The sequence below is a fragment of the Promicromonospora sukumoe genome (assembly GCF_014137995.1).
Lineage (GTDB): Bacteria > Actinomycetota > Actinomycetes > Actinomycetales > Cellulomonadaceae > Promicromonospora > Promicromonospora sukumoe.
Genome location: NZ_JACGWV010000001.1, coordinates 1,990,608 through 2,015,145 on the forward strand (window position 1 = coordinate 1,990,608; position 24,538 = coordinate 2,015,145).

The following is a 24,538-nucleotide window of genomic DNA, read 5'->3' on the forward strand; positions in this document are numbered from 1 at the left end:
GGAAAACCGGTGACCACGACAGCGCAGGCCCCCGCGTCGCCGCACGACACGACGGCGCAGGACCCCTGGTCCGCCATCGCCGCGCAGGCCGCCCGGACGCCGCACGCCACGGCGCTGGTCGACGCGGACGGCGAGCTGACCTACGCGGACCTGACCGGCCTGGTCGCCGAGGAGTCCGCCCGGCTCGCCGCCGCCGGCGTCGTGCCCGGCGACCTCGTGGGCGTGCGCCTGCCCCGCGGCCGCGCCGCCGTCGTCGCCGTCCTGGCGACCCTGAGCCGCGGCGCCGGGTACGTGCCGCTCGACCCGGCCTACCCCGCCGCCCGCCTGCGGATGATGCTGGACGAGACCCGCCCCCGGGCCTTGGTCACCGCCGACGGCGTGCAGCCGCTCGCCGACAGCGTGCCGCAGCCCGACCCCGCCTACGTCATCTTCACGTCCGGCTCCACCGGCCGGCCCAAGGGCGTGCTCGTCGGCCGGCGCTCGCTGCTCGACTTCAGCCGGGTGTTCGGCGCGTGCTTCTCCTTCGCCGAGGGCGACCGCGTGCTCCAGTTCGCGTCGCTGAGCTTCGACGTCAGCGTCGAGGAGATCTTCCCGACCCTGACCACCGGCGCCACCCTCGTGCTGCGCGACGACGACATGATCAGCCGCCCCGACCTCTTCCTCGACCGCTGCGGCGAGCTCGGCATCACCGCGCTCGACCTGCCCACCGCCTACTGGCACGAGCTGGTCGCCGTCCTCGACCGCGGCGAGGCCACGCTGCCCGACAGCATCCGCTGCGTGATCGTGGGCGGCGAGACCGCCCGGCCCGACGCCGTCCGCCAGTGGCAGCGCGCCGTCGACGGCGCCACCACCCGCCTCTACAACACGTACGGCCCCACCGAGACCACCGTCGGCGCCACCGTCGCCGACGTGACCGACTGGTCCGGGCAGATCGTGCCCATCGGCGTGCCGCACCCCGGCGTGACCTGCCGGGTCGCCGACGACGGCGAGCTCCTCGTCGGCGGCATCGGCGTGGCCCACGGCTACCTCAACCGACCCGAGCTCACCGCCGAGCGGTTCGTCACCGGGCCCGACGGCGCCCGCGAGTACCGCACCGGCGACCGCGTGCGCTGGGCCGACGGCCAGCTCGAGTTCCTCGGCCGCCTCGACGACCAGGTCAAGATCCGCGGCCACCGCGTCGAACCGGGTGAGGTCGAGGCCGCGCTGCGCGAGCTCCCCGGCGTCCAGGACGCCGTCGTGCTCGTCGACGAGCGCACCGGACGCGCCCGCCTCGTCGGCCACGTCGTCACGCCGACGACGACCGACCTCGAAGCGCTGCGCGGGTCGCTCGCTGACGTGCTGCCCGCCGCTTTCGTGCCGAGCGCCCTGGTGCGGCACGAGCGGCTCCCGCTCACCCCGCAGGGCAAGATCGACAAGGCGGCCCTCGCTGCGCCGGGTGCGGACGTGCCGGACATGCCTACCCCGGACGGGCCGGCGGCGAACGAACTGCTGACGGACGCGGAGCGCGCCGCGGCCGCTCTCATCGAGAAGGCGCTCGGCGTCGTCGTGACCGATCCCGCCGACGACTTCCTCGCCCTCGGCGGCGACTCCCTCGACGCCGTGCGCCTCATCGCGGACCTGCGCTCGCGGCACGGCGCCACCCTCACGCTGACCACCTGGTACGCCGACCCGACCGTCGGGGCGCTCGCCCGCGCGATCGAGACCGCGACCGGTCCGGCCGACGCCGCACCGGCGGGGCTCGACGAGGACCGGGACCATCCGCTGAGCCCGATGCAGCGCGACTACTGGATCGCCGAGCAGGTGTGCGCGGACCTGCCCGTGTACACGCTCGGCCTGCGCTACCGCTGGGCCGAGGGGCCGGACGTCGCCGCGCTGCGCCGCGCGCTCGCGGCGCTGGCCGAGCGGCACCCGCTGCTGCGGGCACGGTTCGGCCGGGCCGCGGACGGCGGCGACGGCCGCGCCGCCGCCCGGGACGACGTCGAGCCGACCCTCCGCATCGAGCCCGGAGCCACGGTGCCGCTCACGCTCGGCGCCCCCGACCGCGCCGCCGTCGACCTGGTGGACGGCCCGGTCGCCCACGCGTTCCTGGACGGGGACGAGCTGGTCCTGGTGGTGCACCACCTCGCCTTCGACGGCTGGTCGGCGGGGGTGTTCGGCCAGGAGCTGGCGGCGCTCTACCGGGCGGCGATCGGTACCACCGGGGCGGACGACGACCTCGTCGCCCTGGCGGGGCTGTCGCCCAGCGCCCCGGCGCCCGACCTGGCCGCGCGCAGCGCGCGGGCTGCGGCCGACCCCGTCCTGCGGCGCTACTGGCAGGAGCGGCTGTCCGACGCCGACCTGGGCCTGGAGCTGCCCGCCGACCGCCCGGCCCCCGCCGTCCGCTCCTACGCCGCCTCGCGGGTGACCCGGCCCCTGCACCCGGGCCTGGTGGAGCGGCTGCGCGCGTTCGCGGGAGACCAGCGAGCGAGCCTGTTCCTCGTGACGCTGGCGGCGCTCCAGGTGGTGCTCCGGCGCTACACCGGGCGCACGGACGTCACCGTGCTCTCGCCGACCGCCGGGCGGTCCACCGGCGAGCTCGCCGGGGTGATCGGGCCGGTCCTGAACACCCTGCCCCTGCGCGGGGACGTCAGCGGCGAACCGGCGTTCCCCGAGCTGCTGGCGCGGGTGCGGGACGCGGTGCTGACCGACCTGGACCACCAGGACCTGGCGCTGCCCGACCTCGTCGCGGCCCTGGCCCGGTCCGGCGCCGCGAAGCGCCTCAGCCCGGTCATGCTGACCGTGCACAACACGCCGGCGCCCGACGACCCGATCCTCACCTACGCCGGTGAGCTGCCCCCCGCCGCCACCATGGTGGACCTGGCGATCGGCGTCGACTTCCCGGCCACGGGCGCCCTGCTGACCGTGGACTACGCGACCGAGCTGTTCGACGTTGAGCGCGTCGAGGCCTTGATGGGCCACCTGCTCACCGTGCTGGAGGCGGCGACGGCGGACGCGGAGACGCCGGTCACGCGGCTGCCGATGCTCACCGACGCCGAGTACCACCGGGTGGTGCACGAGTGGAACGACACCTCCGGCACCGACACCTCCGGCGCGGGACGGCCCGCGGACCACGAGCCCGACGCCTCGACGGTGCACGAGCTCTTCGAGCGGCACGTCGCCGCGACCCCGGACGCGCCCGCGCTGACCGTCGGCGCCGAGACCGTCACCTACGGGGAGCTGGACGACCGGGCCGACCGGCTGGCCCGGCGGCTGCGGGCCGACGGCGTCCGCCCGGGGCAGCGCGCCGGTATCCGGCTGGACCGCGGCACCGAGCTCTTCGTGGCCATGTGGGCGGTGCTCAAGGCGGGCGGCGCCTACGTGCCGCTCGACCCGGCCTACCCGGCCGAGCGCCTGGAGGCCATGGTCGCCGACAGCCGCCCGGTCGTGGTGGTCGACGACGCATACCTCGCGGCGTCGGCCGGCACCGACCTCCGAGAAGACGACCTGGCCGGTCCCGGCACGACGGCCGGGCCCGACGACCCCGCGTACGTGATCTACACCTCCGGCTCGACCGGCACGCCGAAGGGCGTGGTGGTCACGCACGCCAACCTCGTGCACGCCGCACGGATGTGGCACCAGGCCTACGGGCTGCGGCCCGAGTGGACCTTCCTGCAGGCGGCCAGCTTCTCGTTCGACATGTTCGTCGGCGAGACGCTGCGCGCGCACCTCTCGGGCGGCCGCCTCGTGGTCGCTCCGCGCGAGACCCTGCTCGACCCGGCCGACCTCTACGCCCTGATGCGCACCGAGCAGGTGCGCACCACCGAGCTGGTCCCCGCCGTGCTGCGGGCGCTCCTGGACCACGTCGAGGAGGCCGGCGAGGACCTCACGTTCGTGCACCTGCTGATCGGCGGCGGCGAGAAGTGGCACGTGGGGGAGTACCGGCGGGCGCAGCGCCTGGTCGGCCCGGCGGGCCGCGTCGTCAACTCCTACGGCGTCACCGAGGCGACCGTGGACAACGTCTACTTCGACGGCTCCGTGGACCACCTCGCCGACGACGAGCCCCTGCCCATCGGCCGCCCGTTCCCCGGCAACCGGGTCGCGGTGCTCGACGCCGGCGGCCAGCCGGTACCCGCCGGCGTGGTGGGGGAGCTGTACCTGGGCGGACTCGGGGTCGCGGCCGGGTACCACGGGCAGCCCGACCTCACCGCCGAGCGGTTCGTGCCCGACCCGTTCGCGCCTGACGTGTCCGTGCCCGACTCGTCCGTGCCCGACGCGGTCAACCCGGGCGCGCGGATGTACCGCACCGGCGACTCCGCCCGGTTCCGGCGGGACGGGAACGTCGACTTCCTCGGCCGCCTCGACGACCAGGTCAAGGTCAACGGCTACCGCATCGAGCTCGGCGACGTCGAGGCCGCGCTCAGCACGCTGCCGGGCGTCGCGGCCTGCGCCGCGGCCGTGCACCAGCGCACGGCCTCGCTGGCGGAGCTCGTCGGGTACGTGGTGACCCGGGACGGCGCCGACGCCGACGAGGCGGCGGTGCGCGCGACGCTCGCCGTCGGCCTGCCGCCGCACATGGTGCCCGGCCGGATCGTCACGCTCGCCGCCCTGCCGCTGACCCCGAACGGCAAGCTCGACCGGCGCGCCCTGCCCGCGCCGGCGGAGCGCACGGGCGCGGGGGTCGCGCCGCGTACCGCCACCGAGCGGCAGATCGCCGCCGTCTGGTCGGACGTGCTCGGCGTGCCCGAGCCCGGCATCGACGACACCTTCTTCGCGCTGGGCGGCGACTCGTTCGCCGCGCTCAAGGTCGTGCGGCGCCTGGACCCCTCCCCGGCCCTGGTCGAGCTCTACCGGCACGCGACCATCCGCCGGCTCGCGGAGTTCCTCGACCAGCGCGCGGACGGGGAGCCCGCCGAGCAGCGCATGCTGCACCGGCTCACGCCCGGTGAGGCCGACGCGGCGCGGGACGGCCAGACCATCGTCGCCGTCCCGTACTCGGGCGGCAGCGCGGTGGCCTACCAGCCGCTGGCCGACGCCGTCCCGGAGGGCTGGGCCCTGCACGCCGTCGAGCTGCCGGGTCACGACAGCTCGCGGCCCGGCGAGGCCCTGGAGGCCCTCGACGCCGTGGCCGACCGGATCGTCGCGGAGCTGCCCGCGATCGAGGGCCCGGTCCTGTTCTACGGCCACTGCCTCGGCGTGGCCCTGACGGTCGAGGTGGCGCGCCGCGCCGAGGCGGCGGGCGTGGACGTCACGGGCGTCGCGCTGGGCGCCGGGTTCCCGACCGCGCGGCTGCCCGGGAAGGTCTTCGACTGGATCTACCGGAACCTGCCGGTGGACCGGCTGTCGTCCGACCGGGAGTACCTGGAGTACCTGCGGGCACGCGGCGGGTTCACCGACCTGGACGACGCCGAGCAGGCGTTCACGCTGCGCAACGTCCGGCACGACGCCCGCGACGCCGAGGAGTACTTCACCGCCGCCTACCGCGCCGAGCTCGAGCCCCTGCGCGCGCCCGTGCTGTCCGTGGTCGGCGCCCGCGACCGGGTCACCGAGCACTACGAGGAGCGGCACCACGAGTGGAGCCACTTCACCGACGGCGGGGTGGAGCTGAGCGTGCTGCCGCGCGCGGGCCACTTCTTCGTCCGGGACCACGCGGTGCCGCTGGCGGACTCCCTGGTCGACTTCGCCGTGCGCACGACCGCCGGAGACGGAAGCGTCCCGGGCGAGGGCGCGGCGGGCCACGCGGCGGGACCGGCCGACGACGGCGCCGCGCCGTCGGCCCCGCAACCGCCGGCCGCGCGCCCGGTGGCCGAGGCCGAGCCCGACCTGCGCAAGTTCGGCGTGGTCGCGATCGGCCAGCTCCTGTCGATGGTCGGCAGCAGTCTGAGCAGCTTCGTGCTGAGCATCTGGGTGTTCCAGCAGACCGGGTCGATCACCCAGTTCGCGCTCGTCAACGCCGTCGGCCTGCTGCCGGGCATCCTGGCCGGCCCCTTCGCCGGGGCCGTCGCGGACCGGTTCGACCGCCGCAAGGTGATGCTCACGAGCGACTCCGTGGCCGCCGCCGCGATGCTCGCCCTGCTCGTGCTCCTGCTGACCAACGGCCTGCACATGTGGCAGGTCTACCTCACGGTGTCGGTCACCTCGCTGGCCGGTGCGTTCCAGCGGCCCGCCTACCTCGCGGCCGTCGCCCAGCTCGTGCCCAAGCGCTACCTCGGGCACGCCAGCGGCGTCGGGCAGCTCGGCGCGGGGGTCGGCACGGTGTTCGCGCCCATGCTCGGCGCCGGCCTCATCGGTGTCATCGGCATCGAGGGCGTGCTGCTGCTCGACATGGTCACCTTCACCATCGGCGCCGTCACGCTGCTGCTCACGCGCATCCCGAACCTGATGTTCCGGCGGCGGCAGGAGACGTTCGCGACCGAGATCGCGAACGGCTGGCGCTACATCGTCCGGCGTCCCGGGCTGCGGTCCGCGCTGCGGTACTTCGTCACCGACCACGTCTTCTACGTGCTGGGCTTCGCCGTCATCACGCCGATGCTGCTCGTGGAGCAGCCGCCCGCGGTCATGGGCACGGCGCTGGCCGCGACGGGTGCCGGGGCGCTGCTCGGCAGCGTCGCCATGGGTGTCTGGGGCGGCACCGCCCGGCGCACCCACGGCATGCTCGTCGCGATGGCGGTCGGCAGCGTCGCGATGGCCGTCGTCGGCCTCACCACCGAGCCCGCCGTGATCATCGTGGGGATGTTCGTCATGGGCGTGGCGGAGTCGCTCGCCGACGGCCACTGGACCGCGATCGTCCAGGGCAAGGTGGGCCTGGAGCTCCAGGGCCGCGTGCTGTCCCTGTTCATCACGCTGATGCTGCTCACCGTGCCGGTCGGCTACCTCGTGGTCGGCCCGCTCGCGGAGCGCTACGTCCAGCCCCTGCTGGAGCCGGGCGGCGCCCTGGTCGACACCCTCCTCGGTGACGCGATCGGCGTCGGGCCGGGCCGCGCGCTCGCCCTGCTCGTCGTGCTCAGCGGTGTGCTGCAGCTCGGCTGGGCCGTCGTCGGCTGGTGCGACGCACGCCTGCGCCTCCTGGAGGACGAGCTGCCCGACGCCGTGACCACGGGGAACATCGGCAGCCGCGACGAGCTGCAGCGCCAGGCGGACGAGCTGCTCGGCGGGCCCGAGACCGCACCGGGACGGAGCACCCATGTCTGAGACGGCCCGCCTGGACACCGCCGGGACGATCATCACCGAGGACCTGCTGCCGGGGATCCGGGTGGTGCTCCAGGACGAGACGCGGTACGCCTCGGGAAGCCACAAGGAGCCCGCCGCGCACGCGGTGGTCGCCGCGGCCCGGGCCGACGGCCACGACCGGGTCGTGGTGGGGTCGTGCGGCAACTACGGCAAGGCGATGGCGCAGGCGGCGGCCGCCGGCGGCCTGCGCTGCACGGTCGTGCTCCCCGAGGACTGGAACGACGGCGGCGCGTTCATCGCGGCGGTCGGGGCAGAGGTGCACTTCGTCCCGGGCGGCTACGAGGACGCCGTCGACGCCGCTCGCACCCTGGCCCGGCAGACGGGCGCCGCCGACGGGAACGTCGACGGCCCCTACGAGAGCGCCGTGCTGGACGGCCACGGGGACGTCGTCCACGCGCTCCACCGGGCGCTCGCGGGCGAGCCGGCGTCCTTGTGGCTCCCGGTCGGCAACGGCACCACCGCCGTCGCCCTGCACCGCCGGCTCCGGGAGGTCGCCTGGGCGGTGCCCCTGCACGGTGTCGGCTCACCGGGCAACAACCCCGTGGTGACGAGCTGGCCCGGACCGTACCGGGCGCTGCCGCCGGATGCGCCCGTCACGACCGTGCACAACGAGCCGCTCGTGAACTGGCACTCGCTGCACGGCCCGCAGGCGATGTCCGCCTTCGCCGAGAGCCGCGGCGCGGTCCACGAGGCCGACGACGACGAGCTCCTGGCCGCGCAGGCGGTGCTGGAGGCGCACGGGGTGCGGGCGTCGGCCTCCGGCGCGGCGGGCCTGGCCGGACTGGTCCGGCACGTCCGGCGCGCCGGGACGGGCGGTGTCGACGAGAACCACATCGTGCTGGTCACGGGACTCTGAGTGTTCCGTGACCTGCTCCCGGACGACGTCGCGGTGAGCTGGCGCCGCGCGCCCGTCGACAGCCCACGCTCCGTACCGGAGACGACGACGCTCGGGACCGTGAGCCCCAAGCGGCTGAGCGACTTCGCGACCGGACGGGCGTGCGCGCACGACGCCCTGCGGATGCTGGGCGCCACCGAGCCGACGGTGTCCCGGGGTACGACGGGCGCACCCGTCTGGCCCGGCGGGTTCGTCGGCTCGATCACCCACTGCACGGGGGCGTTCGGCGCGGCCGCCGCGTCGTCGGACCGGTACCGGTCGGTCGGGATCGACGCGGAGCCGCTCCACGACCTGTCCCCCGACATGCTGCGCCTGCTCCAGAGCCCGGAGGAGCTGGACCGCGGCCGCGCCGGCGGCGTCCGCCACGCCGACCTGATCAACTTCAGTGCCAAGGAGAGCCTGTACAAGGCGTGGCACCCGCTGACCGGCTCGTGGCTCGACTTCCTGGAGGCGACCGTCGAGGTCGCACCCGACGGCACGTTCACGGCGACCGTGCGCCACCAGCTCGCGGCCCGAACGGGCCTGAAGCGTCTGACCGGCACCTGGGCCGTCCACGACGGCGTGGTGTACACGGCCCTTGCGGTCGCAGCGCGCGCGGTCCCTCCGGCCACGCGCTGACGACCAGGTGTCCCGCAGCGGCCCGGCGCCGGTACCGGGCCGCTGCGGTCGGCCTCACTCGTCGAGCTGCGCGATGGCCTCGTCGATGACCGGCACGTAGCGCTCCAGCGCCCAGGGGACGGTCAGGGGGTTGATGATCGACGACGCGGTCACGAACGACTGGTCCTCCGAAGCGACCACGGACCCGCGCTCGACCGCGGGGATCCGCGCGTACAGCGGCTGTGCCTCGATCTCCGCGCGGTTCTTCTGGTCGGTGTAGAAGGTGAAGACCAGGTCCGAGTCGTCCAGCAGGTCCGCCTCCTCAAGGGTGACCATCGCGGAGTCGGTGCCCTCGATCTCGTACTGCTCGAGCTCGTCGACGACCGGGTCGACGGTGAGCCCCAGCGCGCGCACCATGGCCACGCGCTGCTCGTCCTTCATGAAGACGCCGAGCGTGCCGAGGCCGTTGTTGTAGATGTAGGAGAAGGTCACGTCCGCGTACTCCGGCTTGGCGGCGTCGGCGAGCTGGTTTTCGACGTCGTCGACGAGGGCCGCGGCCTCCTCCGGCCGGCCGAGGGCCGCGCCGATGGTCTCGATCTGCTCGTCCCAGGTGATGGTCCACGGCACCTCGGGGTAGGCGACCGTGGGCGCGATCTCCGTGAGCAGGTCGTGCTGCTCCTGCGTCACCCCGGACCAGGGCGCGAGGATGAGGTCGGGCTCCAGGGCCACGACGGCCTCGACGTCGAGCTCGGTGCTCCCGGTGAACTGCTCGGGCAGCTCCGCCCCCTGGCGCTCCAGCTCCTCGTGCACCCACGGCAGGTAGCCGGTCTCGTCGCTGCCCCACGGGTACTCCTCCATGCCGACCGGCACGGTGCCCAGCGCGATCGCGGTCTCGGCCGACCCCATGCCGAGGGTCACGACCCGCTCCGGCTGCTCGGTGATCTCGGCCTCGCCGAGGGCGTGGGGGATGGTCACGGGCTCGAACGAGCCGTCCGCGCCGGTGTCGGCGTCGTCGGTGGTGCCGGCGGAGCACGAGGCGAGGATCAGGGACGCGCCGAGGGCTGCGGCGACGGCGGGCAGGCGGCGGTACGAGATGGGCACAGGGCTGCTCCAGGAGTTCGGGGTGGATGGTTAGGTAAGGCTAACCACATCTGACCCGCCTGGTGTTCGGACGTGCGAACACTCGTCTGCCGCGTGACCAGCCCCCACGGTGATCTGGACGCCGTTCTCAGCCCGGGCTGAGAACGGCGTCCAGTCGTGGCGGCGGCCTGCGGGCGATCAGCTTCCGCCGTCACCCTCGATGACCACGACCTCGAAGTTCTGGTCGAGCCGCACGTCGACGGTGGCGCCGTCGGGCTTGGTGACCTCCACCTCGTAGGTCGCACCGTTCTCGCCGTCGGTCTCCACGCTGTTGGCGGTGCCACCGCCGGTGGCGGCCAGCGCGGCCTCGGTCGCGGTGCCGGCCTGGTCGGTGGTGTACGCGTGGCTGACGGCGCCGTCGTCCTCACCGCCGGTGCTGGCGCCCGCGACCGTGATACCGCCGAAGGCGATCAGACCGGTCGCGCCTACCGCGGCCGCACCGACAAGCATCTTGCGGACCATGATGTGTCTCCTCTCGTAGCTGGCTGAGCAGCTTCAGTCTTGGCGACCGGTGCTGAAGCCACCCTGAAGCCGGCCAGGCCCGACCGGGACGGGCCGTCGCGTCAGCGGGGGTTCAGCGCGGCTTCAGGTGGCCTGTGGGAGCGTTGCTGTCGTGCGGATCTTGCTGGTCGAGGACGACAAACAGCTCGCCTCCACCCTGCGTCGCGGGCTGCAGGGGGAAGGCCACGCCGTCGACGTCGCGCTGAACGGCGTCGACGGTCACTGGCTCGCCACGGAGAACTCCTACGACGCGCTGGTCGTGGACGTGATGCTGCCGGGCCTGGCCGGGGACGCGCTGTGCGCACGGCTGCGCGAGGCCGGCGACTGGACGCCGATCCTGATGCTCACCGCGCGCTCCGGCCCGGAGCACGAGGCCACGGCCCTGGACTCCGGGGCCGACGACTTCCTCGGGAAGCCGTTCTCGTTCATGGTCCTCACCGCCCGGCTGCGCGCCCTGCTGCGGCGCACCGGCAGGGAACGACCGGTCGTCATCGGCGTCGGGGACCTGCGGCTGGACCCGGCCACCCACCGCGTCTTCCGCGCCGAGCGGGAGATCGCCCTGACCCCGCGCCAGTTCGCGCTGCTCGAGTTCCTGATGCGCCGGTCCGGCGAACCGGTCTCCAAGGCCACCATCCTCGAGCACGTCTGGGACTTCGCCTACGACGGGGCCCCCAACATCGTCGAGGTCTACGTCCGTCAGCTCCGCAAGCAGATCGACGAACCCTTCGGCCGCAACAGCCTCCAGACCGTGCGCCTCGTCGGCTACCGCGTCGTCGACGACAGCGCCGGCGGTGAGCCATGAGCCCGCACGTACCCCGCTGGCTCACCCTGCGGGCGCGCGCCACCGTGGCCGCCGTCCTCGCCTTCGGCCTGACGCTGACCCTCGGCGCCGTCCTCCTGGTCACGACCCTCTCCCACCAGCTCACGGCCTCCTCCGACCAGCTCGCCCAGGCCCGCGTCCAGGACCTCCTGGCGCTCGCGGAGCAGAGCCGGCTTCCCTCCGAGCTGCACAACGTCGGGGAGGACGGCGTGGCGCAGGTCGTCGACGCCACGGGCGACGTCGTGGCAGCCTCGGCGAACGTGGCCGGGCGTCCCGCGATGCTCGGGTACCAGCCCGGTGAGGTGTTCCGGGTGCGGGAGGTCGCAGGACCGGACGACGCCGAGACCGAGCGCTACCGCCTGTGGTCGAGGTCCGGTCCGACGCCGGACGGGCCGGTCACCGTGTACGTCGGCAGCAGCCTGGAGGCTGTGGCGGAGGCGTCGTCGGTGCTGCGCCAGGCACTCGTGGTCGGGGTGCCCGTGGCGGTCGCGCTGCTGGGTGTCGTGGTCTGGCTGGTGCTCGGGCGGGTCCTGGAACGGCTGGACCGCATCCGCCGCGAGGTCGACCAGGTCACGAACGAACGCCTGGACGTGCGCGTCCAGGGCGAGGGCGCGCCGGACGAGGTCGGCCGGCTCGCGGCGACGATGAACTCGATGCTGGACAGGCTGCAGGCCGCGGCGGTCCGGCAACGCCAGTTCGTGGCCGACGTCTCCCACGACCTGCAGAGTCCGTTGTCCGCTCAGCGGATCTCGCTCGAGCTCGCGCTGCGCGACCCCGCGTCCGTCGACGACGTCCGCCTGCGTGCCGAGGTGCTGGGCGCCACGACCCAGATGGAACGCCTGGTGCGGGACCTGCTGGACCTGGCCGCGGCCGACGAGCGGGCACCCAGCCCCACGGCTCTGGTGGACCTCGACCAGATCGTCCTCGAGGAGGCGGCCCGGGCTCGCACCGGGCCGGTCGCCGTCGACACGTCGGGGGTCTCCGCGGCGCCGGTACGCGGCTTCGCCGACGACCTGCGACGGGTGGTCCGCAACCTGCTGGACAACGCGGTCGAGCACGCCGCCTCACGCGTCGTGCTCGACCTCGCCATCCACGGCGACCAGGTCCGGCTCGACGTCGTCGACGACGGGCCGGGCGTGCCGCCCGAGCATCAGGACAGGATCTTCGACCGGTTCTACCGCGCCGACGCCGCGCGGACGCTGGACGGCGGCAGCGGCCTGGGGCTCGCCATCGCCAGCACCCTCGCCGAGCGCTCCCAGGGAGAGTTGTCCCTCGTGACCGGGTCTCCGCACGGGCACTTCCGCCTCGTCCTTCCCGTGCTCTGAGCGGGCCGCTGGTGCCGGGTACCTGCTCAGGCGGGGAACGTGACCGCGCGGCCGACACGGCGGATCGCGACCTGGTCACCGACCTGATGTACCTGCGGGCCCGGAGCGCGGGAGAGGACCGTGACCGCGGAACCCGCGATCCGCACCCGATACAGCGTGTCGTGGCCGAAATACTGCGAGCCCGTCACCGTCCCGTGCGGTCCGACGATCGGATCGGTGCTGTCGGTGCGCACCGCGACAGGCTCCAGGCCTATCTGTTCCGGCCGGAGCACGACCGTGACCGCGCCGGCAGGCAGGGAGGTCGGGACGGCTCCGAGAGCGCACACGGCCGTCGCCCCATTGCTGACTCCGGGCAGGACGACGCTCTCCCCGACGAACCGAGCGACCCAGGGGTCGGCGGGCCGCTGGTACAGGTCGGTGGGTGACGCGTCCTGGGCGACGACACCGTCTCGCAGGACGACGACCCGCGCCGTCGACGACAGCGCCTCGTCCTGGTCGTGGGTCACCAGAAGCGCCGTCGCCCCGACCGAGGCCAGGATCTCGAGCACCTCGGCCCGCAGGTCGGCTCGCAGGGCCGAGTCCAGCGCCGCGAAGGGCTCGTCGAGCAGCACCAGCGCGGGTTCGGGTGCCAGGGCCCGGGCGAGAGCCACTCGCTGGCGTTGCCCTCCGGAGAGCTGGTGCGGTCGGCGGTGTCGGAGGTCGGACAGCCCGACCAGCGCTGTCATCGCGTCGACCCGTTCGCGCCGGGCGGCGACGCTCAGGGGGCGTGCGCGTCTGGAGCGCAGGCCGAACTCGATGTTCTGGGCCACCGTCCGGTGCGGGAACAAGGCCGCGTCCTGGGGCACCAGTCCGATCCGGCGTCGCTCGGGTGGCCGGCTGTGCGCCCCGTCCGTCATGACCTCGCCGGCGATCTCGATGCTCCCTTCGATCGCGGGCAGCAGGCCGGCCACGGCACGAAGGAGTGTGGTCTTGCCGCACCCGCTCGGGCCCAGCACGGCCAGGACGGTTCCGGCCTCGACGGTCAGGTCGATGCCGTGCAGGACGGGGACGACGGCTCGCCCCGTGTCGGTCGGGTACCCGGCCCGGAGCCCGTGTACCGACAACGCCGGCGGCTGGTGGAGCCGGGGATGGGGGATGTTCATACCGGGCGGCTCCAGTCACGGGAGAGCAGAAGTGCGGGGACGGTGGCGACGGCGACGAGCGTGAGCGCGTACGGTGCGGCGGGCCCGTAGGCGGCGATGTCGGTCAGCTGCCACAGCCGGGTGGCGAGCGTGTCGGTTCCGGTGGGGCGCAGCATGAGGGTGGCGGGCAGCTCCTTCATGATCGTCAGGGCGACCAGGAGGCCGCCGGTCGCGACGCCGGGCCAGGCGAGCCGGCCGGTGACGGCGAGCCAGGCGCCGCCGGGGGATCGGCCGAGGGTCCGGGCCGTGTCCTCCAGGGACAGGGGCACCTGCGCGACGGCGGTGCGGATCGACCCCGCCGCCTTGGGGACGAACAGGATGCCGTAGGCGATCACCAGGGCGAGGAAGGTCTGGTAGATCGACGGTACGTAGGCCAGGGTCAGGTAGACCATGGACAGGCCCAGCACGATGCCCGGCAGGCCGTGCCCCACGTAGGTGGCCGTCTCCAGTGCCGCGACCGGGCGGGTGCGGTGGCGCGCCGAGAGGACGCCGATCGGCAGGGCGAGCGCGGTCGCGAGCACCGCGCCGGCAAGCCCCAGCGCGACGGTGGTCCCGGCGGCGTGCAGCAACCGGTCGAGCTCGGTCTCATGCCGGGACACGCTCTGGGCCGCGCGCACGAGCATGGTCACCACGGGAAGCCCGACGCCGGCGCAGGCGACGGTCGCCAGTACGGCCGTCGCGAGGGTCTGCCGGACGGCGCCCAGCGTGCTGGAGCCGCTCGTCGAGTCGGTGCGGACCCGTTCGGGCGGCGCGACACGGCGGCGGACCGCACGCTCGGCCAGGATGACCGTCAGAGCCATCGCGACCAGGACCGCGGACAGGACCAGCGCCAGTGCCCGGTTGAACGTTCCGGCGAAGGCCGTCTGGACCGCCCACGTGAAGGCGGGGTACCGCATGATCGCCACGACGCCGAAGTCTGCGAGCGTGTACAGGGCGACCAGGAGCGCACCCGCGCCCGCGGCGGGGGCGATCTGCGGCAGGGTCGAGGCCCAGAAGGTGCGCAGCGGACCCGCACCGAGGGTCCGGGCCACGTCCTCGGTGCCGACGTCGGCGCGGCGCAGCGCGGCGGCCACGGGCAGGGTCACGTAAGGGGTCGAGACGAGCGTCAGCACCACGACCGAACCCCAGAAACCACGCAGGGGCGTCAGCGAGACCCAGGCGAACCCCGCCACGTAGGACGGGATCGCCAGCGGAAGGGCCGCGACGACCTGCCACCCGGACCGCCAGACCAGGTCGGTGCGGGCGATCAGCAGTGCGGTCGGTATGCCGACGAGCAGGCAGGCGCTCGTCGTGGTGACCACGAGCCCCGCCGTGCTGAGCGCCAGGCTCAGGGTGCGGGGGCGCCAGAACGCGTCCCACACGGTGCCCGGTGGCTGGGCCACCAGGTCCAGGACGATGAACACGACCGGCGTCACGACCAGTGCGACGACCAGACCGGCGGCGAGCACCAGGACCGGCGCCGGCCCGCGCCGTCCGTGGCCGACGAGCCACGACGCACCGCGGGCCGGCCGGCGCACCCGCTCGGTGCGCCGGCCGTCCCCTCGTGTCATCGCCGGCCCGGCCCGGACGGCAGGCGGTCAGCCAACGGTGATGCCCGCGTCGTCGAGCATCGCCGCGGTCTCGTCGACCGTGCCCAGGTCGGACAGGTCGACGGCCGGTCCGCTCAGCGAGTCGAGCGGGGGGACGCCCTCCGGGCCGGTCACGTCCGCGACCAGCGGGTACTCGAACTCCTCCTCGGCGAAGAACTCCTGCGCCGGGTCGGACAGCAGGTAGTCGACCAGCTCCTGGGCATCGGCCCGCCCCTCCCCGGCGGTCAGGATGCCCACGCCGGTCGCGTTGACCAGACCTGCCACATCGCCCGGGGCGCCGAACTTCAGACCGGCCCGCATCGCGTCCTCGCCCTGCTCGGCCGCGGCCGCGTACCAGTAGTAGTGGTTGACCAGGCCGAGCTCGACCTCGCCGGAGTTGACCGCCTCGAGGATGTCGTCGTTGCCGTCGTAGGTCTGCACGTCGTTGGCGGCCAGCGCCTCCAGCCACTGCGCCGTCGCCTCCTCGCCCTCGGTGAGCCGCATCGCGGTCACGAACGACAGGAACGAGGCATTGCCCGGTGCGACGGCCACCTTCCCTGCCCACTGCGGGTCCACGATCTGCTCGGCCGTCTCCGGGGCATCGGCCTCCTCCACCCGCTCGGAGTCGTAGATCACGACCCGGGCGCGCCCGGTCACGCCGACCCAGGTCCCGTCGTCGGACGTGTAGGCCTCCGGGACCTGCCCCAGGGTCTCCTCGGGCAGCGCGACGAGGTGGCCCGCCTCGCTCACCAGGCCGAGAGCTCCTGCCTCCTGAGAGAGGAACACGTGCCCCGGGCTGTTCTCGCCCTCAGTGAGCAGGAGCTGGGCCTGCTCCGCGCTGCTGGCGTACCGCACCTCGGTCTCGATGCCGGTCTCCTGCTCGAACATCTCGAACAGCGGGGCGACCAGGTCCTCGCTGCGACCCGAGTACACGACCAGCGGACCGTCATCGGCGGCGGGGGCCTCGGAGCCGGCCTCGGCCGGCTCGGTACCGGAAGAGCACCCGGCGAGGCCGAAGCTCGCCGCGAGGGCGAGGGTGACGACGGTCGTGGTGCGACGCGCTGCGCGCATGCTGAAACCTCACTCGAGAAGTGGAAGAAGGGGAGGGCCGGCGGGGATGCGGGGCGTGCTCGCCGCAGTCGCCGTGCCAGTAAGATGAGGCTATCCTTACCCGCTTACGAGCCGGCTCCCGAACTTTGGGGGTTGCAGGAAAGGCGGCCCCATGTCAGCGGACCGCAGGCGCGTCCTGGTCGTGGACGACCACCGGGTCGTCGCAGATCTCATCGCCGCCGCGGTCGACGCGGCCCCCGACCTCGAGTGCGTCGGAGTCGCCGACGACGCGCCACGAGCCCTCGCCCTGGCCGAAGCCACCCGCCCGGACGTCGTCCTGCTCGACGTACAGCTACCGACCGCGGACGGCATCGCCGTGCTGGGGCAGCTGCGACTCCTGGACCCGACCGCGCGGGTCATCCTCCTCACCGCGCACCCACGGCCCGACCTCGAACGAGCAGCGCTCCAGGCGGGCGCGAGCGGGTTCCTCGCGAAGCACGGACGGCTCTCCCAGGTCCTGGACGCCGTCCGGCACGCTTCGCCGACTCGCCCGGCACGCGACCCGGACCTGCACCGCCACAGCGGTGCCGCCGCCGACAGGCGGCGGCTCACGCCACGCGAGCTGGAGGTGCTCGCCATGCTCGGCGACGGCCTGGACGCACGCGCGATCGCCACGGGACTGGGCCTGAGCATCCACACCGCGCGCGACCACATCAAGGCGCTCCTGGCCAAGCTCGACGCACGGACCCAGCTCGAGGCCGTCGCGACAGCCCGCCGGGAGGACCTGATCCGGGTCGGTGGCCGGTGACCGACACCGCCGTGCAGCAGACCGCCGTGCGCCGGTACGTCGCGGCCAGTGTCGCCGTGCTCCTGGTCGTCGTCGCCGCGGCGGCGACAGGCACCTGGTTGTTCGCGCGCACCGAGGCGCACCAGGAAGCCCGCGACGTCGCGCAGATGTTCGCGCGCACCGTCGCCGCCCCGCTGCGCGTCGCGGACCTCGACACCTCGACCGACACCGTGGCCCGCGCGCACCTCGCCCGCTCGATCTCCGGACTTCTCGAGGACGAGGACGTCTACCGGGTCAAGATCTGGCGGCTGGACGGCGACCGCGCCGAGATCGTCTACTCCGACGCGTCCACCATCGACGGCCTCCGGGTCCCGGTCAGCGCCGACCTCACTCGCGCTCTGCGGACACAGGAACCAGTCGTCACCGCGGTTCCCGACGACCCCGCCCACGCCACCGAGAACTCGGGCCCGCACACCCTGCTCGAGGTCTACGTGCCCTTCCGGGACGCCGACGACGTCCTGGCCGTCGCTGAGGTCTACCTGGTCACGCAGGTCGACCGCTACTCCGCCGAGCTGCTGGTCAAGGTCCTGCCGCTCGCGGTCGGAGGGCCCGTGCTGCTCGTCGCCGCGACCCTCCCGCTCGCCCTGCGCCTGGCCCGCTCCCACGCACGCGCAGAACGCGAACGCCGCGAGCTCGCCGACCGGGCGCTCGCCGTCGCGGAGGCCGAGCGCCGCGATCTGGCCCGTCGCCTGCACGACGGCGTGCTCCAGGACCTCGTGGCCCTCGGGATGGCCCTGGAGCTCGACACCCAGCGAGAACCTGGTCCGCTCTCCACCGTGCGAGCCGGCCTCGTCGACCGGATACACACGGAGGTCGGCTCGTTGCGGGGCATCCTCGACGACCTGGATCCCGTCACCGTCGACGCGGGGGACCTGCGTCTCGCCTTCGCGGCCGTGGCCGAACGACATGCGCCCGCGTCGGTGCGCGTCGGTGTGGTCGGTGCCTCTCTCGCGCAGGCCACGGGAGCGACCCGGAGACTGGTCCTCCACAGCGGGTCGGAGCTGCTGCGCAACGCCCTGGCCCACTCCGGTGCGGGGGAGGTGGTCGTCGACCTCCTGGACCGTGACGGCCAGATCGGTCTCGAGGTGCGGGACGACGGCGTGGGGTTCGACGCCGGGGCATCGTTCCCCGGCCATCACGGGCTGCGTCTCGTCCGCGCTGCGGCGTCGGGCGCGGGTGGCACCTTCGAGGTGAGCAGCGACTCCTCCGGGACGCGGGTACGACTGCTCGTGCCGCATGGAACCGCCACAGTCCGGAACCGCCCCATTGGCGGCGGTCAGGTTCTTGGCAGGTTTCCTCACCCACACTGGTGAGGTTGCCCCGGCCGGCGGGGCCGGCGAGCCGGACGGGAGAACTCAGCGGTGGTGAAGATCGCGCTCTGCGAGGACGATCCTGCGATCCGGCGGATCGTGCTGGAAGGGCTGCGCCTCGCGGGGCACGAGGTGGTCTCCGCGCACGACGGGCGCGAGGCCCTGGCGCTGTTCGCCACCGATGACGCGCTCTCGGTGATCGTCCTGGACATCGGGCTGCCGGACGCCGACGGACGCGACGTGTGCCTCGCGCTGCGCTCCGCGGGGCAGGTCGCGCCCGTGCTGTTCCTGACCGCGCTGGGCGCGGTCCACGAGCGGCTCGCGGGCTTCAGCGCCGGCGCTGACGACTACCTCCCCAAACCGTTCGACCTGAAGGAGCTGATCGCACGGGTCGAGGCGCTGGCCCGTCGCGGGCGCCTCGTCACGGCGACGGCGCCCGGAGACCTCGTGCTGGACCCGGCCCGTCACGCGGTCGCGTGCGGCGGGCGCGAGGCGTCGCTGACCCCCACCGAGTTCCGCATGCTGGCCGCCATCACGTCCCGGCCCGGCGAGGTCGTCCGCCGTCGGGTGGTGGTCGCCGCGGCGTGGCCGGACGGGGCGATGGTCTCCGAGAACACCGTCGACTCCTACGTGCGGCGCATCCGGGCCAAGCTCGACGCCGTCGGTTCCCCGCTGCGTCTGCACACCGTGCGCGGCGTCGGGCTGAGCCTGCGATGAGGGCCTGAGATGGGCCTGGCCAGGCGCCTGGTCCCGACGTCGTTCCGTGGTCAGATCGTTGCCTCCACGGCGGGGCTCATGGCCGTGGTCATGGTGTGCGTCTCCCTGGTGCTCCAGGTGCTGCTGGCCTACACGGCGAGCAGGGACATCGACCGGGTCCTGCAGGACCGGGCGGACGCCGTCGCCTCCGTCCTGGAGGCCGGTACCGGTGGCGACACTCTGGAGGTGCCGGCCGAGCTCATCGAGCCCGGCGTGCGTGTCTACGACCAGGCCGGTGCCGCCGTCGCCGGCACGATCGAGCAGGAGGCGCTCGACGCCGCGGACCGTCTCGGTGTCGTGACCAGCCCACGGACGGTCGATGTCCAGGACGACGTCCGCCTGCGGGCCCTGCCGTTCGTCACGGCCGGCGGCCTGCGGGGTGTCGTGGTGGTCAGCCAGGCGACCGATCCGTACGAGCGGTCGGAGAACTATGCCTTCATCGCCACCTCGGTCATCGGGGTGCTGGTCGTCGCGGCCACGGCGGGTATCGCACATCGCGTCACCTCGCGGGCGCTGGCGCCGGTGGCTCAGATGGCGCGCCGGGCGACCGAGTGGAGCGAGCACGACCTCAGCCACCGGTTCGACCTCGGGCCCGGCGACAACGAGCTCGCCCAGCTCGGCGCGACCCTGGACCGGCTGCTGGACCGCGTCGCGACCGCCATCCGGTCGGAGCAGCGGCTGACGTCGGAGCTGGCGCACGAGCTGCGCACGCCCCTGACCTCGATCCAGGGATCGGCGGACCTGGCCCTGCTGCGCGGGGTCAGCGACCCGCAGGCGAGGACCGAGCTGGAGCAGATCGCCCGGTCCGCCCGGCGCATGTCCGAGGCGATCACCACCCTTCTGGACGCCGCCCACGACCCCGCGGCCGGAGCCGGTGAGACCTGCCTGGCCGCCGAGGTGGTTCAGGAGCTCGCCCACACCGTTCCTCGACGGGTCCGGTTCGTCGACGAGACGGGGACGTCCTCCGGCCGGATCGCCGCGCCGCAGGAGCTGGTGCTCCGGGCACTGGCCCCGCTCGTCGACAACGCCGTGGCCCACGCCCGGACCACCGTCACCGTGCAGGCGGCCGACCAGGCGCGAACGGTGACGCTGGCGGTCGTCGACGACGGACCAGGGATCGACGAGGAGGTGCGCGACCGGCTCTTCCAGCCCGGTGCCTCCGGCTCCGGGAGCACCGGCCTGGGCCTGGGCATCGCCCTGAGGATCGTGCGGTCCCTGGGCGGCAGGATCGACACCCGGAGCTCGAGCTCGGGTACACGGTTCGTCGTGACGCTGCCGCGAGGCTGAGGTCGAGGCGGCGTCCGGTGCGTGCCGGACCGGCGAGGCACCGGACGCCGCCTCGTGCGCTGCTCAGCTCAGCGTCGTCAGGAGCGCCTGGAGGTGGTGCTCCTGCACGTCCGGGGCGGGGCTGTCGGCCCGGACCGAGGTCAGGACCGCGTCGACCTCGCCGTCGAGATAGGTCCAGGTGGCGCAGTCCTGGCCGAACAGGACGTCCTGGTCCTGGTCCCACGCGGTCTCCAGGTCGGTGACCCGGCTGCTGGCCCCGGCCTGGTCACCGGTGTGCACCAGGTCCAGCGTGTCCTGGGCGATGCTCCGGTAGCCGGACAGGCTCTCCGCGGGGAAGTGCCGCACCGCGAGCTGGTGCGCCTGGTCGGCCGTCAGCTGTGCCGTGCTCGCGCACGTGGGTGCGGCTTCCTCGGCCAGGGTGCTGGTGTGCGGCTGCTGGTTGGCCCACTGCAGCAGCAGGACCGTCGCGGCCGCCGTCCCGGCCAGGACGGCGAGCGAGAGCCGGCGGCGCGCCGGGTTCGTCGTCGGCACCGGCCGGTCGGCCGGTTCGCCGGCTTCGACGACGTCCGCGCGCGTCACGGACAGGTAGACGACCGTCGCCAGGATCGCCCAGAGGAAGACCAGGCTCGTACCGAACGTACCGAGCCCCAGTCCCTGCTCGCTCGACGGGGTGGCCAGCCAGTCACCGATGTTGGCACCCAGGGGACGCGTGAGGATGTACGCCACCCAGAACGACAGGACCGGGTCGGCGCCGAACCGCCACAGCACGGTCACCACGGCGATCAGGGCCAGCGGCAACAGCACCGACCTTCCCGGGCCCCAGCCGGTCAGCTCCAGCGTCCAGTCACCGGTCGCCGTGCCGAGCGCGAACGTGACCAGCACCGTCAGCCAGTAGAACGCCTCGCGCGGCACCGTCACGATGCTGTGGATCGACAGGGTGCGCTCGCGGGCGAACCAGACGGCGAACACCACGACCAGCAGCGCGGAGAACACCGTCGTGCTCACCCACAACGGAACGCCGTACTGGTCGGTGAGGATGTCGGTGTAGAGGGTCCCGGTGACACTGACCACCACGACGGTCAGCCAGTAGGCGGCCGGGACGTAGCGTCGCAGCCGCATCTGGACGGCCAGGACGACGACGAAGACCGCGGTGAACAGGATCGCGGTGTTGACCAGCCCCACGCCTAGCTGCATGTTGATCCAGTCGGCGAAGCTCTCGCCGACCGTGGTGCACAGGATCTTGATCACCCAGAACCAGACGGTGACCTCGGGGACCTTGTTGAGCATCTGCCGGGTCGAGACACCGGCGCCTGTTGATCTGATCATGCCGCTCACAGTGCGATCGCGAACCTGCGCACAACCTGACTGCGTCCCCGGACACGGGTGGGGCCCGTCGCCACGGCGACGAGCCCCACGCTGTGGTGGTCCCTCCGGCTACTCCGTCTCGCCGCTCTCGTCGGCGTCCTGGTGGCCGGGCTCGTTCGGGTCGGCGTCCGGGCCCTTGTCGGGGCCGTCGTTCTCCTCGGTGGCCTCGGTGCCGTCCTCCTGCTCCGAGCCCTCGGCCTCGCCGGACTCGTCGGCGGCCTCCTTGGCCGGGTCGACCTCGCCGTCGCCGTCGGACTGCTCGGCGCCGGACTGCTGGGTGCTCGTCTGGTGGACGGCCGTGGGCTGGCTGGACTGGGCCTGCGCCACGACGGCGCCGCTGACGCCGAGCCCGGCGAGCAGCACCGCGGCCGTGCCGGCGGCTGCCTTGCGCGTGATGTTCTTCATGAGGTCTCCCTCGATCGGCGGTCGCCTGGTGCGACCGGTAGCCCGATCCTGCGAAACACGTGCTGTGAGGAGGCTGAGACGACCTGAGAGCCGCTCAGCCCGGCACCGTGGCGGCCGCGTTCTCAGGGTGCTCACAGCCGGTCGCGGTCACCATGAGGGTGACGAGGGAGGTTGCGGGTGAAGGTGCTGATGATCGAGGACGAGGCTCGTCTGGCCAGGACGGTGGCCCGCGGGCTCACCGCGGAGGGGTTCGTCGTGGACACCGTCCAGGACGGGCATCAGGGGCTGCTGGCCGCGATGGCGTCGCAGTACGACGTGATCGTCCTGGACATCATGCTGCCCTCGATGAACGGGTACGACGTGTGCCGCCGGCTGCGCGCGGCGGAGAACTGGACCCCGGTGCTGATGCTGACCGCGAAGGACGGTGAGTACGACCAGGTCGACGCGTTCGACCTGGGGGCCGACGACTACCTGACCAAGCCGTTCTCGTTCATGCTGCTGGTCGCCCGGCTGCGGGCCCTGATCCGGCGCGGGGCTCCGGAGCGGCCCGCCGTCCTGACCGCCGGTGACCTGAGCCTCGACCCCGCGGCCCGGCTCGTGCGCCGCGGCGAGAAGGAGATCGAGCTGACGCCGCGTGAGTTCGGCCTGCTGCAGTTCCTGATGCGCCATCCCGGCATGGTGCTGTCCAAGAGCGAGATCCTGCGCAGCGTCTGGGACCTGAACTACGACGGCGACGAGAACGTCGTCGAGGTCTACGTCGGCTACCTGCGGCGCAAGGTGGACCGTCCGTTCGGCCGCCACGCCATCCGGACCGTGCGGGGTGTGGGCTACCGCCTGATGGGCGACGGCGGATGACGCCCCGTCGAGGCGGGGTCCGGGCCCGCACCACGACCGCCGCCACCGCGGCCGTGGCGATCTTCCTGGCCGTGGCAGCGGTCGTCTTCGTGCTGGTGCAGCGCGAGCAGCTGGAGCGGTCCCTGACCGAGTCCGCCCAGGAACAGGCCGCCGACGTCGCCGCGCAGGTCGCGGCCAGCAGCACCGAGCCGGACCTGGGTTCCGGGGGTGGGGACCAGTCCCTGGTCCAGGTCGTCGCGGCCGACGGCACGGTGGCGGCGGCCAGCCCGCAGATCGACGGCCAGCGGCCGGTCATCACGGCGGACCCGGCTCTCGGCGAGACCCAGGTGGTCCGGTCGCAGGACCTGCCGATCGGGGAGGGCCAGGAGTTCGTCGTCGTCGCCCGGGGCGTGGCCGGCGCGGACGGGCCGATGGTCGTGCTGGTGGCGCAGAGCCTCGAGCTGGTCGAGCAGTCGACCGCGGTGGTCGTGCCCCTCGTGCTGATCGGCTACCCGATCGTGCTGATCGCCGTCGCGCTGACGTCGTACTGGCTCGTCGGCAGGGCGCTCGCGCCCGTGGAGGCGATCCGCTCCCAGGTCTCCGAGATCCAGGGCAACACCACTCTCGCCGCACGTGTGCCAGAGCCGCCCGGCGACGACGAGATCACTCGCCTCGCCGTCACCATGAACGCGATGCTCGGGCGGCTCCAGAAGGCCAGCGACGCGCAGCGCCGGTTCGTCGGCGACGCCTCGCACGAGCTGCGCAGCCCGCTGGCCAGCATCCGCGCCGCGCACGAGATCGCGGCGCGGCACCCGGACGACACCGACTGGACCTCGACCGGACCCGACGTTCTCGCCGACCTGGACCGGATCGACCGGCTGGTCGCCGACCTGCTGCTGCTCGCCCGGGTCGACGAGCACGGCCTGCCCCTGCGCGTGGTCGACGTCGATCTTGACGACCTCGTCCGCGCCGAAGCGCACCGCCTCGACCCGCCCACGGGCGTCCGGGTCGTGGTCAGCGGGCCACCGGCCCGGGTCCAGGGCGACCCGCACCACCTCGGCCGCGCCGTGCGCAACCTGCTGGAGAACGCCGTCCGGCATGCGTCCACGACGGTCACCGTGCGCCTGGTGCCCGACGAGCAGGACGTCCGGCTGGAGATCGAGGACGACGGCCCCGGCATCCCGGAGGCCGACCTCGAACGGGTCTTCGACCGCTTCGTCCGGCTGGACGAGAGCCGTGCGCGCACGGACGGCGGGACCGGACTGGGGCTGGCGATCGCCCGGGAGATCGCCGTGGCGCACGGCGGCACGCTCCGCGCGGAGTCCCGCGGCACGCTCCGCGCGGAGCCCCGCGACACGGGCGCGCTCCTGGTCCTGCGCCTGCCCGCCGACGCCGCTGCCAGGCAGCGATGATCGACCCGGTCGGAGCCGTTCAGGTTGTGTGCAGGTTCT

Annotated in this window: 18 protein-coding genes; 11 read left to right on the top strand and 7 right to left on the bottom strand. The window is 73.6% G+C overall.

The annotated features are described in order from the left end of the window. Positions 1-9 precede the first annotated feature (9 nt). From FHX71_RS30000 to FHX71_RS08760, 3 genes are read left to right on the top strand one after another with little or no spacing between them, the layout of a single operon-like run. Entirely contained in the window at positions 10-7,167 is a 7,158-nt protein-coding gene (locus FHX71_RS30000) for a non-ribosomal peptide synthetase/MFS transporter (RefSeq protein ID WP_182615408.1), read from the top strand. Continuing rightward, positions 7,160-8,062 (top strand): pyridoxal-phosphate dependent enzyme, encoded by a 903-nt coding sequence (locus tag FHX71_RS08755; RefSeq protein WP_182615411.1) that lies wholly within the window; start codon positions 7,160-7,162, stop codon positions 8,060-8,062. Before FHX71_RS30000 ends, FHX71_RS08755 begins: the two co-directional genes overlap by 8 nt. Then, complete coding sequence (locus FHX71_RS08760) at positions 8,063-8,719, top strand: 4'-phosphopantetheinyl transferase family protein (protein ID WP_182615413.1); 657 nt, start codon at positions 8,063-8,065, stop codon at positions 8,717-8,719. Positions 8,720-8,773: 54 nt separating this feature from the next. Here the strand turns inward: FHX71_RS08760 and FHX71_RS08765 are convergent, their stop codons facing one another. Both FHX71_RS08765 and FHX71_RS08770 read right to left on the bottom strand, forming a co-directional pair. Then, the gene (locus tag FHX71_RS08765) at positions 8,774-9,799 is read right to left on the bottom strand and encodes an iron-siderophore ABC transporter substrate-binding protein (protein ID WP_182615415.1); all 1,026 of its coding nucleotides are present in this window, start codon (positions 9,797-9,799) and stop codon (positions 8,774-8,776) included. A 177-nt stretch (positions 9,800-9,976) separates the two neighbouring features. Further along, the gene (locus FHX71_RS08770; protein WP_182615417.1) at positions 9,977-10,300 is read right to left on the bottom strand and encodes a PepSY domain-containing protein; all 324 of its coding nucleotides are present in this window, start codon (positions 10,298-10,300) and stop codon (positions 9,977-9,979) included. Positions 10,301-10,451: 151 nt separating this feature from the next. On the opposite strand from FHX71_RS08770, the gene FHX71_RS08775 reads away from it, so the two are divergent. Next, complete coding sequence (locus FHX71_RS08775; protein WP_182615419.1) at positions 10,452-11,141, top strand: response regulator transcription factor; 690 nt, start codon at positions 10,452-10,454, stop codon at positions 11,139-11,141. Beyond that, positions 11,138-12,484: a sensor histidine kinase gene (locus FHX71_RS08780; RefSeq protein ID WP_182615422.1), complete on the top strand. Its 1,347-nt coding sequence runs from the start codon at positions 11,138-11,140 to the stop codon at positions 12,482-12,484. Before FHX71_RS08775 ends, FHX71_RS08780 begins: the two co-directional genes overlap by 4 nt. A 26-nt stretch (positions 12,485-12,510) precedes the next feature. Here the strand turns inward: FHX71_RS08780 and FHX71_RS08785 are convergent, their stop codons facing one another. From FHX71_RS08785 to FHX71_RS08795, 3 genes are read right to left on the bottom strand one after another with little or no spacing between them, the layout of a single operon-like run. Further along, positions 12,511-13,626, bottom strand: coding sequence for an ABC transporter ATP-binding protein (locus tag FHX71_RS08785; RefSeq protein ID WP_182615424.1), 1,116 nt, complete (start codon positions 13,624-13,626; stop codon positions 12,511-12,513). Then, the gene (locus tag FHX71_RS08790; protein WP_220489575.1) at positions 13,623-15,215 is read right to left on the bottom strand and encodes an ABC transporter permease; all 1,593 of its coding nucleotides are present in this window, start codon (positions 15,213-15,215) and stop codon (positions 13,623-13,625) included. Before FHX71_RS08790 ends, FHX71_RS08785 begins: the two co-directional genes overlap by 4 nt. A 27-nt stretch (positions 15,216-15,242) precedes the next feature. Further along, the gene (locus FHX71_RS08795) at positions 15,243-16,304 is read right to left on the bottom strand and encodes an extracellular solute-binding protein (protein WP_182615426.1); all 1,062 of its coding nucleotides are present in this window, start codon (positions 16,302-16,304) and stop codon (positions 15,243-15,245) included. 151 nt (positions 16,305-16,455) lie between these two features. Between FHX71_RS08795 and FHX71_RS08800 the strand changes: the two genes are divergently transcribed. Genes FHX71_RS08800 through FHX71_RS08815 form a run of 4 tightly spaced genes read left to right on the top strand, consistent with a single transcriptional unit; the run spans position 16,456 to position 20,483 of the window. Further along, on the top strand, positions 16,456-17,091 hold the full coding sequence (locus tag FHX71_RS08800) for a response regulator (protein WP_182615428.1): 636 nt from the start codon (positions 16,456-16,458) through the stop codon (positions 17,089-17,091). Next, on the top strand, positions 17,088-18,443 hold the full coding sequence (locus FHX71_RS08805; RefSeq protein WP_182615430.1) for a sensor histidine kinase: 1,356 nt from the start codon (positions 17,088-17,090) through the stop codon (positions 18,441-18,443). The genes FHX71_RS08800 and FHX71_RS08805 overlap by 4 nt, the downstream gene beginning before the upstream one ends. A 48-nt stretch (positions 18,444-18,491) precedes the next feature. Further along, the gene (locus tag FHX71_RS30005) at positions 18,492-19,157 is read left to right on the top strand and encodes a response regulator transcription factor (protein ID WP_182615432.1); all 666 of its coding nucleotides are present in this window, start codon (positions 18,492-18,494) and stop codon (positions 19,155-19,157) included. Between the two features lie 9 nt (positions 19,158-19,166). After that, entirely contained in the window at positions 19,167-20,483 is a 1,317-nt protein-coding gene (locus tag FHX71_RS08815; protein ID WP_182615435.1) for a sensor histidine kinase, read from the top strand. Between the two features lie 63 nt (positions 20,484-20,546). Here FHX71_RS08815 and FHX71_RS08820 read toward each other — a convergent pair whose 3' ends face one another. Both FHX71_RS08820 and FHX71_RS08825 read right to left on the bottom strand, forming a co-directional pair. Continuing rightward, positions 20,547-21,809 (bottom strand): COG4705 family protein, encoded by a 1,263-nt coding sequence (locus FHX71_RS08820; RefSeq protein ID WP_246402389.1) that lies wholly within the window; start codon positions 21,807-21,809, stop codon positions 20,547-20,549. A gap of 108 nt (positions 21,810-21,917) precedes the next feature. Then, on the bottom strand, positions 21,918-22,253 hold the full coding sequence (locus FHX71_RS08825) for a prolipoprotein diacylglyceryl transferase (protein ID WP_182615437.1): 336 nt from the start codon (positions 22,251-22,253) through the stop codon (positions 21,918-21,920). 177 nt (positions 22,254-22,430) lie between these two features. Between FHX71_RS08825 and FHX71_RS08830 the strand changes: the two genes are divergently transcribed. Continuing rightward, positions 22,431-23,108 (top strand): response regulator transcription factor, encoded by a 678-nt coding sequence (locus tag FHX71_RS08830; protein WP_312876974.1) that lies wholly within the window; start codon positions 22,431-22,433, stop codon positions 23,106-23,108. Then, on the top strand, positions 23,105-24,499 hold the full coding sequence (locus tag FHX71_RS08835) for a sensor histidine kinase (protein WP_182615439.1): 1,395 nt from the start codon (positions 23,105-23,107) through the stop codon (positions 24,497-24,499). Before FHX71_RS08830 ends, FHX71_RS08835 begins: the two co-directional genes overlap by 4 nt. Positions 24,500-24,538 lie beyond the last annotated feature (39 nt).